The 13,732-nt window shown below is 61.4% G+C and carries 9 protein-coding genes; all 9 read left to right on the top strand.

The genetic code is table 11. The features are described 5' to 3' along the window. The first annotated feature begins 185 nt into the window (after positions 1-185). Positions 186-1,856: a thiamine pyrophosphate-dependent enzyme gene (locus tag ACIPY3_RS12180; protein ID WP_400334393.1), complete on the top strand. Its 1,671-nt coding sequence runs from the start codon at positions 186-188 to the stop codon at positions 1,854-1,856. Beyond that, entirely contained in the window at positions 1,853-3,301 is a 1,449-nt protein-coding gene (locus tag ACIPY3_RS12175; RefSeq protein WP_400334391.1) for an aldehyde dehydrogenase family protein, read from the top strand. Before ACIPY3_RS12180 ends, ACIPY3_RS12175 begins: the two co-directional genes overlap by 4 nt. 81 nt (positions 3,302-3,382) lie before the next feature. Further along, entirely contained in the window at positions 3,383-4,978 is a 1,596-nt protein-coding gene (locus ACIPY3_RS12170) for an ABC transporter substrate-binding protein (RefSeq protein WP_400334390.1), read from the top strand. Positions 4,979-5,025: 47 nt separating this feature from the next. Then, on the top strand, positions 5,026-6,057 hold the full coding sequence (locus ACIPY3_RS12165) for an ABC transporter permease (protein ID WP_400334388.1): 1,032 nt from the start codon (positions 5,026-5,028) through the stop codon (positions 6,055-6,057). A 2-nt stretch (positions 6,058-6,059) separates the two neighbouring features. After that, entirely contained in the window at positions 6,060-8,042 is a 1,983-nt protein-coding gene (locus tag ACIPY3_RS12160) for a dipeptide/oligopeptide/nickel ABC transporter permease/ATP-binding protein (protein ID WP_400334386.1), read from the top strand. Further along, positions 8,029-8,805 (top strand): ABC transporter ATP-binding protein, encoded by a 777-nt coding sequence (locus tag ACIPY3_RS12155; RefSeq protein ID WP_400334384.1) that lies wholly within the window; start codon positions 8,029-8,031, stop codon positions 8,803-8,805. The genes ACIPY3_RS12160 and ACIPY3_RS12155 overlap by 14 nt, the downstream gene beginning before the upstream one ends. Next, complete coding sequence (locus ACIPY3_RS12150) at positions 8,802-10,622, top strand: M1 family metallopeptidase (RefSeq protein ID WP_400334382.1); 1,821 nt, start codon at positions 8,802-8,804, stop codon at positions 10,620-10,622. The genes ACIPY3_RS12155 and ACIPY3_RS12150 overlap by 4 nt, the downstream gene beginning before the upstream one ends. Before the next feature lie 6 nt (positions 10,623-10,628). Beyond that, on the top strand, positions 10,629-11,660 hold the full coding sequence (locus ACIPY3_RS12145; RefSeq protein ID WP_400334380.1) for a M42 family metallopeptidase: 1,032 nt from the start codon (positions 10,629-10,631) through the stop codon (positions 11,658-11,660). After that, on the top strand, positions 11,657-13,024 hold the full coding sequence (locus ACIPY3_RS12140) for a M20/M25/M40 family metallo-hydrolase (protein ID WP_400334378.1): 1,368 nt from the start codon (positions 11,657-11,659) through the stop codon (positions 13,022-13,024). The genes ACIPY3_RS12145 and ACIPY3_RS12140 overlap by 4 nt, the downstream gene beginning before the upstream one ends. Positions 13,025-13,732 lie beyond the last annotated feature (708 nt).

The following is a 13,732-nucleotide window of genomic DNA, read 5'->3' as shown; positions in this document are numbered from 1 at the left end:
GATTGCCCTACTGGCCCCATCTTATCGGCGAGGTGGCCGGAACCCTGCCGAAGCCCGGCCTGCAGCTCCGATCTTTCCGGGGCAAGAAGTTTCAATCTTGTAAAAAAGCTCTGACAGCTCTTGCCTGAAATGATTATAACCAATACATTTGATAACCGCAGCCCCTAAACACGTAGGAGAGACGAATGACACAATTGACCGGAGGCGACCTTTTGGCCGAATCCTTGGCAGCCCAGGGGGTCGACCAGATCTTTGGCATCCCAGGGGTCCAGCTGGATGCGGCGGCAGATGCACTGTTCTCGCGTACCGAGAAGATCAGCTTCACTTGCGCACGCAACGAGCAAGCTACGACGTACATGGCCGATGGGTATGCCCGCAGCACAGATAAAGAAGGCGTGGCCATGGTCGTGCCAGGTCCTGGCGTGCTCAACGCCCTTTCGGGCCTTGCGACCGCCTACTCGGCCAATTCGCCCGTATTGCTTCTGGCCGGACAGATCGATTCGAAGGCCATCGGCAGGGGACTGGGGGCTTTGCACGAGATTCCGGACCAGTCCGGTCACCTGTCCAGGTTGACCAAGTGGTCGGCTATGGCCCGGTCGGCTGACGAGATCCCGGGACTGGTGCAGGAGGCCTTCCTCCAGTTGCGTAGTGGCCGTCCGCGCCCGGTGGCGCTTGAGCTGCCGCCGGATGTCCTTGCATCCTTTGGATCAGCCCCGATTCCCGGGATTGTTTCCTTTGAGCCCACCCAGCCCGAGCAGCGACTGATTGAGCAGGCTGCGGCACTGCTGCGGCAGGCCCGTCGGCCCCTGATCTACGTTGGTGGAGGTGTCCTCGCCTCGGGAGCGTCCAAGGCGCTTCAGGCACTGGCTGAGTCGCTGGAAGCTCCGGTGTTGATGAGCGAAAATGGCCGCGGTGCCTTGGATGCCCGGCACAGGCTCGCTTTCGACGCTCTTGCATTGAGGGCTTTCCGTGAGGATGCGGATCTAGTCCTTGCAGTTGGCAGCCGGTTTGTGTCCACGTTCGGCACCGCCATGGAGACGGGCAGTGCCAAGGTCATCCTGTTGAACGCAGAAGAGGCGGATCTGACCGATCCCCGGCCGGCCGAGCTTCGCATTCATGCTGACGCCGACGCTGGCCTGAAGGCCATCACGGCCGCGTTGGGAAGCCTATCCCGCGAGTCCAGGGAGTCCGAATTCGCCTCGGTGCGTGAATGGCTTGATCTCCAGTTCCAGGACATCGCACCTCAGCGCGAGTACCTGTCCGCTATCAGGGCTTCGTTGCCTGATGACGGTGTCTTTGTCAGCGAATTCACCCAAGTCGGCTACGCCGCCAGCGCTTGCTACCCTGCCTACGCGCCCAGGACATACATCGGCCCCGGCTACCAAGGAACGCTTGGTTACGGCTTCGCGACGGCGCTCGGCGTCAAAGCAGCCGACCGGAACCGTGCCGTGGTTTCCGTCAACGGTGACGGGGGGTTCTCCTGGACCCTGCAGGAACTGTCCACGGCCAAGAGATACGGCCTCGGGCTCGTGACCATCGTCTTCAACGACGGCTTCTTCGGGAACGTCCGCCGAATCCAGAAGAACCGCTACGGGGCACGCTACTTCGCCAGCGACCTGACCAACCCGGATTACGGCGAACTGGCCGGCGCGTTCGGTATCGCACGGGCGATGGCGACAACTCCTGCCGAACTTCGCGGTGTCCTTGCTGAAGCCGTTCCTGCAAACGAACCCATTCTCATTGAGGTTCCGGTCGGAGAGTTCCCATCTCCATGGCACCTGATCCACGAAGGCATTCCGCGCCCTGCCCCTCTGGAACCGGACGCCCATCTTGTTGCAGCCGGAGCCTTGAAATGACCGGCAGCTTTGCGGACACCGCCGTCGGGCACTACATCAACGGACACTGGGGCACAGCACAGGGCCGAAACGTCATCGACGTGATCAGCCCTAGTGACGGACGCAAAGTCGGCGCCGTCGTTGCGGGCACGGACGAGGACGTCAACGACGCGGTCGAGGCGGCCTCTGCAGCATTTCCTGCCTGGGCACGAACCTTACCCGAGGAACGGATCCGTCTGGTAGAGCGCCTGATCACCGAAATCGAACGCGACAGGGACGCCCTCGCTGCGGTTCTCACCGAGGAGATGGGTTCGCCGCTGGCGTTCGCACGTGCGGCCCAGGTAGGAGTCGCTGTCGCCGACCTGCGCGAATTGGTGGCCGCAGCCCGCACCCACCATGCCGAAAGGGAAATATCCAACTCCCTGGTGATCTCCGAACCAGTCGGCGTCGTTGCAGCGATTACACCCTGGAACTTCCCGCTCCATCAGATCAGCCTTAAAGTCGGGGCTGCTCTGCTGGCCGGATGCACGGTGGTTCTGAAACCCAGCGAAGTCGCTCCGCTCAACGCAGCGATGCTCGCAGGAATGGTCGAAACAGCGGGCTTCCCGGCAGGCGTGTTCAACGTCGTCTTCGGTGACGGCAAAGGAGTCGGCGACCCCTTGGTGACTCATCCGAAGGTGGACATGGTCACCTTTACGGGATCGCGGAACGTCGGCGAACGGATCTCCATACGCGCCGCAGCGTCCATTAAGCGCGTCACCCTCGAACTCGGTGGAAAATCCGCGGCCGTCATCCTGGACGACGCACCCGTCGCCGACTCCGTCTCGGCGGTCCTCCGCTCGGCCTTCGCCAACACCGGGCAGACCTGCGCGGCTCTGACCCGCGTGTTGGTGCCATCCTCGATGCAGGAGCTCTGGGTCAAGCAGGCCCTCGAAGAAACCCACAAGTGGACCCCGGGCCGGCCGGAGGAAGAATCCACTGTCCTCGGTCCTCTGGCGTCCATTCAGCAGCTTGAACGAGTCCGGCTCCACATCGAGCAGGCCATCCAGGACGGCGCTGAAGTCGTCACGGGGGGTGTCGGCGGAGTGACTGGCTTGGAGGATGGTGCCTTCGTGCACCCAACGATCTTCACCAACGTCACCCCGGACATGCGGCTCTTTCACGAGGAAGTGTTCGGTCCCGTCCTAGCGGTTACGCCGTACGAGACCGTCGACGAAGCCATTGCTCTGGCCAACGACTCGATCTACGGGCTCTCCGGCGGCGTGTTCTCCGCCGATGAGTCACGCGCACTTGAGGTCGCCCGGCAACTGAGAACGGGAACCGTGGGCATCAACGGTGCCGGCCTCGACGTCGGCGCCCCCTTTGGCGGCTACAAGCAGTCCGGCAACGGGCGTGAATGCGGGACCTTGGGTTTCGAGGAATTCCTGGAAACCAAATCAGTCATGGGCGCACGGAAGCCCTCATAAACAGCAACTTTCCCCTCCTCCCTCTCCAACCCGGCGTGGTGCCGGGGAGAGAATCTGAATAACCGACAAGAGAGCAAAACAATGAACGCACGACCAGCGCTTGCTGTGGCAGCAGCCTCTGTAGCTTTGCTTGCTGCCTCCGGATGTGCCCCTGGCGGATCAAACAACGGTACCTCAGGGCAGGAGGCCGTCACTGGGGGACAGGCCTCCATCGCCATCGCGGCAGACCCCGGTACCCTGAACCCGTTGGCGGGGAACCCGTCTCCGTCTTCTTACCAGTTGATGGCCATGGCCTATGACCATCTGGTCGCCCGGGATGCTGACGGGAAGTTCCAGGCGAACCTTGCAACTTCCTGGGAATCCACTCCCACGAGTGCAAGGTTTGTGCTTCGCGACGATGTGAAGTGCTCCGATGGAACGGCCTTGACCCCGTCTGTGGCAGCCAAGACCTTTGCCTGGGTGCTGGACAAGAAGAACAGCTCCCCGTGGCTTGGGGCGTTCATCCCCGTTGACGCGAAGGTCACGGCCGACGATGCCAATAAGACCATCGAAGTCACCTCGGCGACTCCTTCCAGCTTCCTTCTTAACTCATTGAGTTACATGCCGATTCTTTGCGGCGCCGGCGCTGACAACCCCGCGAGCTTGGCGACGACGACGTCGGGTTCCGGCATGTTTAAGCTCACCGGGTCAACCCCGGGCCAGAGTTTCACGTTCAGCGTCCGCCCGGAGTATGCCTGGGGCCCGGGAGGGACGAAGGCCAGCGACGCCGGAGTTCCTGCCACGGTCACTGTCAAGGTTGTGGCCAACGAAGCAACCCGCGCGAACTTGCTGATCAGCGGAGACATGAACATCACCGGGCTCTCCGGCGCGGATAGGGACCGCCTAAAGAACCAGAACCTGGCCAAGATTGATATTCCCGCCAATCCGGGTCTGATCTTCTTCAACCAGGCCGCTGGACGCGTTGGTGCCGACAAATCAGTCCGAAACGCCCTCAGCCAGGCCCTGGACCTGAAGTCCATCGGTTCGGTAGCCTCCGGAGGCCGCGGGCAGGACCTGAAGTCCATCGTCACCGGCACTCCTTCGGTGTGCAGCGTCGACACCATTTCCGGAAATGTTGCCTCCTTCGACGCTGATTCCGCTGCCAAGGCCCTGGACGCAGCCGGATGGAAAGCTGGATCCGATGGCATCCGCAGCAAGGACGGAAAAGCCCTGCAGCTGAAGTTCCTCTACCCGAGCAACCGCGGCACGGAGCTGGTATCCGCAGCCGAACTCATCCAGAAGGAATTGCGGGCCGTTGGTGTGGACCTCGCCCTCGTCGGGTCGGATAACTACGCCAGCGTCCTGTTCAGCGGAGGCGACTGGGACATGGTCTGGGGCCCTTTCAGCACCGAAGACCCCAGCGTGTGGACCATTCTCGTCAACGGCGGGACCCCGCCGAACGGACGCAACTTCGCTTCCATCCAAAACGCTACGTACCAGGCCAAGACGAAAGAAGCAGTCACAAAGGCCGGAGAGGCCTCCTGCCCCATCTGGGGTGAAGCCGAAGCGGCACTGATCAAGGACAACGACATCGTGCCCGTGGTAGCAAACACGCAGACGATCTACGGCAACAAAGCCAAGTTCAACCTCGGCATCCTGGGCAGCGTCGACGCAACGTCGATCCGCATGTCCAAGTAGCAACAAGCCACTACCAGTAACAGACTCCCAACGAAAGTGAGCATCTTGTGAGTCACGAGCTCGGCATAGACCCACCGGTCGCCGCCACCCCAGAGCCCGCCACCAAACGGCAACCGGCCGAGAAAACACGCACGCACGTGTGGATCCGCTTCCTGCTCCGCAGAACGGCCCGGATGATCATTTCACTGTTCATCATCGTGACTGTTGCCTTCTTCGTTGTCCGGATGTCCGGTGGCGACCCTGTCAGGGAGGCCTTGGGGCCGACGGCGCCCCTGGCGCTTGTTGAGCAGCGACGGGCCGAACTCGGACTCGATGCTCCGCTTTTGAATCAGTACCTGCAATATCTTCTTGGCCTGCTCCAAGGAGATCTGGGGTCCTCCTTCATCACAGGGCAGTCTGTTAGCAGCGTTGTTGCCGAGCGTCTGCCCAAGACGCTGGCGCTCGGCTTCATCGCGGTAGTTGTTGTGCTCATCGTTGCCATACCGCTGGGTCTGATCGTTGCGGTCATGACCCAGAATGGACGCCGCCGTTTGACTGAGTTCAGCTTCGGGGGCATCACAGGACTGTTCCTGTCGATCCCCGAGTACTTGTTGGCCGTGGGCCTGGTGGTGCTCTTCGGCATCATGTGGCCTGTCCTGCCTATCGCCGGATCGGACTCCGCAGCTTCCTACGTCCTCCCGATCATCGCCCTGGGCGCCGCGTCATCGGCGCTGATAGCACGGATCGCACGTGTGGAAGGGCTGAAAGTACTCGGCCAGGACTACATGCGCACGGCCCGCTCAAAGCGGCTCCCAAAAACCACCCTGTACTTCAAACACGCGCTGCCAAACATGCTCACCGCAGTGCTGACCCTTGGCGGCACCACACTCGGGGGCCTGGTTGCCGCCACCGCGCTGGTCGAGCAGGTGTTCAACTGGCCAGGGCTGGGATACACCCTGATCCAATCCATTTCTGCCAGGGACTACAACGTCGTCGTCGGCGTCGCCATCGTCTACGCCACCCTCATCATCCTGATCAACCTCTTGGTTGATGTGCTCCTCGCCGCCCTTGACCGTCGAACCGCCTTAGTGGAGATGTAACCATGCGCCTACATTTTTTGAGGACCGCTTTTTCCTCACCCTTGCGGGCGTTTGCGTTCCTCGCCCTGCTGGTCCTGATCGTGATCGCACTGATCGGCCCGTCCATCTGGGGTGCCGCGGGCGATACACCAAACCCCACAGCACTCAATGCCCCACCAGGCGGGGACCACATCGCCGGCACCGACGCCCTCGGCCGGGACGTCCTGGCACGAGTGATGGCCGCCGGGCAGATCTCCCTGGTCATGGCCCTGTGCGCTACCGCGATCGGCGTGGTGCTTGGCACCCTGCTCGGCGCCTTGCCGGTCGTTCTGGGACGCCGTGCCCAGCGTTTCTTGGCCTCAGTCCTTTCGACCTGGATGGCCTTCCCCGTACTGCTGGTCGCCTTGTTCATCACCATCCTCATGGGCCCAGGCGTTGTCACCGCTGTCATCGCCATGGGTCTGACCATGACTCCGTCCTTCGGCCGATTTATGCAGACACTCGCAGCTGAGATCGAATCAGCCGACTACGTCGTGTCCGGGCGGATGCTGGGAATCAGCCGTGGACGCTTGTTCCGCCGGTACGTTCTTCCCAACATTTCTGAACCTGTGATGGTCTACGTGACGATCTCCATCGGCAACGCGCTTCTGGCAATGTCAGCCCTCAGCTTCCTCGGCCTGGGCGTGCAGGCCCCCAACTACGACTGGGGCCGGATGCTCGGGGACGCCCTCCCCAACGTGTACACCAGCCCATGGGCCGCACTGGTCCCTGGAATCGCCATCGTCTTCGCAGGAATCACCTTCGGGCTGGCAGGAGAGGCTCTGGCCTCGCTCTCCCGCAACCGTGGAGGATCCGCCCGCCCGCCCCGCGGCGTCCCCGCACCACAGAACCCCTCAGTGACCGATACCCCAGACTCCACCCGGAAAGGTACTGGCAACGAAGCCCGCCGCCGGGACTCGGACACCGACGTACGTCTGGTGCCTGGTCGGTCCCTCGACGATGAACCCCTCCTGACGGTTCGCCACCTCAGCGTCCACTACCCAACCACCGACGGATGGGTGAGCCCGGTCCGTGACATCAGCCTCACCATCAACCGCGGGGAAATTGTCGGTGTTGTCGGCGAATCAGGATCAGGCAAATCCGTGACGTCCATGGCCATCAACAGGCTGATCAGCGACCCGGGCCAGGTCCAAGCACGACAACTGTCCTTCGACGGCATCGACCTGCTGGGAATCAAAGACAAAGATCTCCGCACGAAGCTCGGTACCCGGATCGCCACCATCTTCCAGGATCCGATGACCTATCTGAACCCCGCACTGCGCATCGGCACCCAGCTCACCGAAGTTCTCGAAGGCCGCAGCACCCGCGCTCAAGCCCGGGAACGGGCCATCGCCGGGCTCAAGGAACTACGTATGACCAAGCCGGGGGAGCGGCTGAACCAGTTCCCGTCGGAACTCTCCGGCGGAATGCGGCAACGAGTCTTGATCGCCATGGCACAGATAGCCGACGCCGACCTGATCATCGCCGACGAACCAACAACGGCCCTGGACATGACGGTCCAGCACCACGTCCTGGCCGCCATCCGAAAACGCTGCCGTGAAAGCGGAAGTTCCGCATTGGTCGTCTCACACGACATCGGCGTCCTCGTCGAGCTCTGCACCCGCCTTGTCGTCATGTACGCCGGCCGGGTCGTGGAGGAAATATCGGTCGAACAGCTCCTTAAGGAAGGCCCTGCCCACCCCTATACCGAGGCCCTGCTGGCTTCCCTGCCGACACTGGAAACGCCGGTGGATAAACCACTGGCCACCCTGCCGGGACAACCGCCCCACCCCGGCGAAACATTCTCCGGCTGTGCTGTGGCACCCCGTTGCCCATTCGCCACCGATGAATGCCGAATGGTACTTCCCCAACTCGAACTCGTCCGCCCAGGAACCAGGGCAGCCTGCTTCCACCCGCGCAGCCTTGAAACCGCATCGACCAAAAGGAAGAACCTTGACATCGCTTGAGATTTCCAACGCGTGCCTGACCTTCGGCAGGGGCGTGTCGAAAACCGTTGCCCTTAACGACATAAGCTTCACCATTCCCTCCGGCGGTGCACTAGGTCTCGTCGGAGAATCCGGCTCCGGAAAATCCACGCTCGCACGCGCCGTAGCAGGGCTGAGACCACTGGACTCGGGCACGATCCGTGTCGGCGGGGTTGACATCAGGGACGTCGAACACCGCCGGCGACGGAACGTGCAAATGGTGTTCCAAGACCCCTATTCTTCGCTGAACCCTGCCATGTCAATTGGTCACAGCATCGCCGAAGTCGCCCGCACCCGCGGACACCAAGGAGCGGCCGTCGGGAACCGCGTCAACGAACTACTCGACGCAGTACGGCTTCCGGCAGTGATCCGCGACCGGTACCCTAGCCAGCTTTCCGGTGGGATGCGCCAACGGGTCGCGGTGGCGCGCGCCTTGGCAGCCGAACCGGAAATCCTGATTGCCGACGAGATAACCTCCGCCCTGGACGCGTCCGTGCAGTCGGCAGTGCTGAACCTCGTGCGTGAAATCCGGCAGGAATTCGGCCTGACGATGCTCTTTATCTCCCACAACCTGGCTGTGGTCCGCTACATCGCAGAAGTCACCGCCGTCATGTACAAAGGCCAACTGGTTGAGATCGGCTCAAGCCCCACCCTCATCAGCCACCCCACCAACGAATACACAAAAGAATTGATCGCCTCCATTCCCCGGCCCGGTGGCCTCGACGATCTGGATCCCATCGCATGAACACGCCCAACACAGTCATCGACACTTCCCTGACCCCGGACCCGCACTCCCGCCTGCGGACCAACAAGCCCCGAACAACGCATTTCGACTGGGAAGCTGCCGTTGACTTCGATACAAGCACGCTTCGGTGCAGCGTCAGGCTGCGCTTCGACAGGTCCGGCCCCGATACCGTCGACCTCGACACCCGCCGTCTGGACATCCAGGCCGTGCGCACCCCTGCCGGTCTTCCCATTCCCTTCACCGTCGGCGGCGGGGACCCCATTCTCGGGGAAGGACTGAGCTTTGTGCTCCCCGCGGACCTGGATACCGTCATCGTGGATTACCGAACGACCAGTGAGTCCACTGCCCTGCAGTGGGCAACCCCCGAACAAACAACCTCCGGAACTGGACACTTCCTCTATAGCCAATGCCAGACCATCCACGCGCGGTCAATGATCCCGCTGCATGACAGCATGTCAGCCAAGACCACCTACACGGCCAAAATCACCGTCCCGGTCGGATACACCGCCTTGATGCCTGCAGAGATGCTCGAGGAAGAAACAACAGGTGACGCCGCCGTCTTCACTTTCCACGCCCAGTCCCCCCGAGCCCCTTACCTGATGGCACTTGCCGTCGGTCACCTCGAATCCCGGGAAATCAGCCCGCGGAGCAGGATTTGGGCTGAACCCGCCCAAATCGAAGCAGCCGCGTGGGAATTCGCCGAAGTGGAAACGATGCTTGCCGCCGCTGAGGAACTCTACGGCCCCTATCAATGGGGTCGAATGGACCTGCTCATCATGCCCCAAAGCTATCCATACGGCGGGCTCGAAAACCCGGGTCTGGTCTTCCTCACCCCGACACTTATCGCCGGCGACCGATCCCTGACCGATGTTCTCATCCACGAAATCGCCCACCACTGGAGCGGCAACCTGGTGACCGGTGCCTCCATGGACCACTTCTGGATCAACGAAGGCTTCACCACCTACGGCGAACGCCGGATCACCGAAGCATTGTACGGGCGCGACCTCGCCGAACTCAGATCAGCGATAGGGCTCCTGTATCTGGAGGAAGACTTCGACTTCCTCCAGAATCGTATGGAACTCAGCCGGCTACGGATGAACCTGCGCGACCGGGACCCAGACTCCACGTCCACCTGGGTGGCACATGAAAAGGGAAGCATTTTCATCCGAGCACTTGAGGAGTCGGTCGGCCGGGAACGGTTCGACCCGTTCTTCAAAGCCTTCTTCCGGGACTTCGCCTTCGGCAGCCTGTCAACCGAAGAATTCATTGCATATGCCAAGAGCCACCTGGATTCAGGCATCGACTACGAACAATGGCTGTACGGCGAAGGACTGCCAAACACCATTCCCCACATCGAGTCAGCAGCTCTGAGGCAGATCCGGGGCATCGGTCAGTCACCCATCCAGCAAGATGTCGCTTACAACTGGGACGCTTCGATGTGGACGGTGTACCTGGGCCAGCTGGATCCGGACAACAAAACCGATGAATTCTTCCAAGACATGGAAGTTAGGTTTGACCTTCTCAACCATCAGAATATGGAGATCCAGCGGCTTTGGTTACTGCTGGGTGTCCGGGCCAACTACCAGCCGGCAATCCACGCCTCCGTCCGGTTCCTCTCCTCCACCGGTCGAATGAAGTATTTGAAACCGCTTTACGATGCCTTGGCCGCCAACACTGAAACCCAGAAGCTGGCTGTTGAATGCTACCGCCGCAACAGGGAGGGATACCATCCCATCGCCAGAGCCGTCGTCGAGTCCCGCATGACCCGGTTGGGGTTTACCCCCGAAGAACTCACCACCATTGGAACCAAGGAGTAAGACGTCATGTTTGAACTGCTCAAAGAACTGACCGAGCTGCCCGGACCGATCGGACGGGAACAACCCGTCGCGAACTACCTCCGTGACCGCTGGGCCCTGGCAGGGGCGGACGTCACGACCACCCGCGTAGGAAACGTCGTTGCCGACTTCGGAGGCAACGGCCCCCGGCTCATGATCCAGGCCCACATGGACGAAATGAGCCTCAGCGTCCGCAGCATCGATCCCAATGGCTTCGTCCGGCTGGCGACAGGAGCCCGTGGAGGAAACCTCGGCATCCTGCCCGAAGCCGTCAACCGTGAAGCCATCATCCTGACCCGTTCGGGCCCCGTGGAGGGAATCTTTGCGCGCCCCACAGGCCACCTCCGCAGCACCAACGGGGGCGAGTCCGCGGGACCCGACTGGGAAACAGTCTGGATCGACCTCGGACTCAGCAGCCGGGAAGAAGTCCAGGCGGCCGGGGTGCATGTAGGCAGCCCCGTCCTGTACAAAGCCGAAACCCGGAAGCTGGGCAGACACATCATCGGCAAGGCATTTGACGACAGGGTCGGGCTTGCCATCATGACGGCCTTCGCAGAAAGAATTGACCGCTCAAAACTCACTCACAACGTAGTCCTCGTCGGAACCGTCCAGGAGGAAACAGGTGCCATCGGCGCCTCCTCGCTGCGCGCGGACCTCGGCAACTTCGACGCCGCCATCGCTTTGGAGGTCGGACCTGCCGGTGACACACCGCTCAGCCCCCCAGGGTCGGACACCGTAGCCCTGGGACAAGGAACCTGCATCGTCCACGAAGACGCTGCCGCCCACTACGATCCCACGCTCACCGATGCCCTCATCAGCCAGGCTGAAAAGAATGACATCCCCTTCCAACACGCGCTCTTCACCGCTTTCGGAACCGACGGAGTGAACCTCATGATGCAGGGTATTCCCACCGCTCTGCTCGCCGTTCCCACCCGCTACACACACAGCGCCTTCGAAATGGTCACCGAGGAAGATGTCGACGCCACACTCCGGTTGATTGAGGCATACGCAACGTCATGAGCCCGAGGACAACCAACACCATCACGTCGGCAGTGTCAGAGGGGTTGCCGGCAACGATCGACCTACTGGCCCAGCTCGTAGCCGAACCATCCGTTGCTGGTGGGTCAGAACACGACAATCCGGCATGTGAACGGACCGCAGGCATAGTGGAGCAAGCCTTCAGAGATGTCGGCATCAGTGAGATCCGTTTGCAGGAAACACCGGACGGCTCGTACACCGTCATCGGGTCAAACACCGCTGCACCGGACGCTCCCACCGTGCTGCTGTACAGCCACTACGACATCCAACCGGTAGGGGACCGCGACGCCTGGAAGTCAGACCCTTACGTGCTAACGGAATCGGCCGGACGGCTCTACGCCAGGGGAGCGGCAGACTGCAAGGGCGGCATCGTTACGCACATCGCTGCCCTCCGCGCTCTCGGACCAACCGACCGTCTGCGCATACTGGTCGTGTGCGAAGGCTCCGAGGAACGCGGCGGCGCTGGACTGATTCAATTCATGCGCGAAAATCCGGAAGACTTTCGAAACATCGATGTCGCCCTCATCGCAGACGCGGGGAACATATCCCAGGAACGCCCGGCCCTCACCATCACCCTAAGAGGGCTTCTCGCTACAACGGTTGAAATCTCGTCAGGACAAACGCCGCTTCACTCGGGTCTCTACGGCGGGGCGGCGCCCGACGCACTGGCAGCTCTGGTTGCCGTCTTGGCCTCAATGCGCGATGCATTAGGGGATACGACTGTCGACGGACTAAGCAACGAGGGACGTTGGGATCATGCACCATACCCTGCGCAAAAATTCGCTGAAGACGCCCAGCTCCTACAAGGAGCACACCCGATTGGCGCGCACGACCCCGCATCCCAGATCTGGGCCAAACCGGCGTTGACTATCATGGGCATTGACGCCCCAAGTCTTGATGAGGCGGCGCCAGTGATTCAAGCCAAGGCAAAAGCGATCCTGAACCTGAGGCTCCCTCCCGCGGCCGATGCCCAGCAAGCGGCCAATGCACTGGAACAGCACATCCACCGTCACACCCCCTGGGGGTTGAAGGCTCGAGTTACCCATCTGGCATGCAGCAACGGCATCAGCGTGAACACGAAATCTCGACCCTTTAGAATGTTTGTCGATGCATTGGCGGCAAGCTTTGACAACGACGTCGACCTCATTGGGTCCGGAGGGTCGATTCCGTTCTGCCAAGCACTCCTAGAAATGTCACCCCACGTGGACATGTTTCTCTACGGGCCAGCGGACATGCTTTCTAGAATTCACGCGGCAGATGAAAGCGTCGGCATAGATACGCTCGAAAAGACCATAAACGCCGAAGCGGAGCTGCTACAAACACTCGCCACGAAGGACCGGCAGTAGGATCTGGGATCCCTCGGACTGGCTTTTCTCGCGCCGGGGGAAGCCAGCCGGGTGCCGCGTCTATACGCCGTACCTCGGCGGTAACACATATACGAGTTCACGCAGCTACTTCTACTCCCGTGGCTTTATCACCGATAACCGTGATTCCGTGAGCAAGGGAGCGATTGAGATCGGCGACTCATGATGGGCCGCTGCGCCAGCAGGACTTCCTTATGCACCCGCGTCAGGCTGGGGCGGGGCCTTGAGTTAACTGACAGTGACGTGCGAAGTTCATAGATCGCATCCTGACTGTTGGAGTGGGCAAGGTCAGGCAGGGGAAGCCCGATACAGGGCACTAGCCCAAGGGAACATGAACCACTTGAGTCCGCTTCTGGGTCGTCGGGCGGCCAGATTACACGGTCTGACCGCCGGGAGAAATCCCGAGATCATCAAGGGTCGCGTCTACGGGTCAAGTTTTCCCACGTCAGTGGGCCTCTATGTCAGGTTGGGGTGTACCTCAGGCTGGATAAATTCACGTCCGACATTCCAGCCAGGTGCAAAGTAATCTCGATCACCCAGCGCCGAAAGGCTCCCTGACGCCGGGAAGCGCCAAGGAGCCGATGGGGGTTGTGTGGTTAGTCGCGTCGGCTGCGGCCTTCGTTGTTGTCGTCGGCGCGTCCGGGTACTGTGTCTTCGCCGGTGGTTAGTTCGTCGGGGAGGCCTTCGACG

The organism is Paenarthrobacter sp. NPDC089714 (genome assembly GCF_044748905.1).
Taxonomy (GTDB): Bacteria; Actinomycetota; Actinomycetes; order Actinomycetales; family Micrococcaceae; genus Arthrobacter.
The sequence above is the reverse complement of the archived record's forward strand: the minus strand, read 5'-3'. Positions and strand labels throughout refer to the sequence as shown.

Coding starts and splice junctions, on each gene's coding strand:
- ACIPY3_RS12180 (WP_400334393.1), top strand. CDS start 186: ATGACACAATTGACCGGAGGCGACCTTTTGGCCGAATCCTTGGCAGCC.
- ACIPY3_RS12140 (WP_400334378.1), top strand. CDS start 11,657: ATGAGCCCGAGGACAACCAACACCATCACGTCGGCAGTGTCAGAGGGG.
- ACIPY3_RS12170 (WP_400334390.1), top strand. CDS start 3,383: ATGAACGCACGACCAGCGCTTGCTGTGGCAGCAGCCTCTGTAGCTTTG.
- ACIPY3_RS12175 (WP_400334391.1), top strand. CDS start 1,853: ATGACCGGCAGCTTTGCGGACACCGCCGTCGGGCACTACATCAACGGA.
- ACIPY3_RS12145 (WP_400334380.1), top strand. CDS start 10,629: ATGTTTGAACTGCTCAAAGAACTGACCGAGCTGCCCGGACCGATCGGA.
- ACIPY3_RS12150 (WP_400334382.1), top strand. CDS start 8,802: ATGAACACGCCCAACACAGTCATCGACACTTCCCTGACCCCGGACCCG.
- ACIPY3_RS12160 (WP_400334386.1), top strand. CDS start 6,060: ATGCGCCTACATTTTTTGAGGACCGCTTTTTCCTCACCCTTGCGGGCG.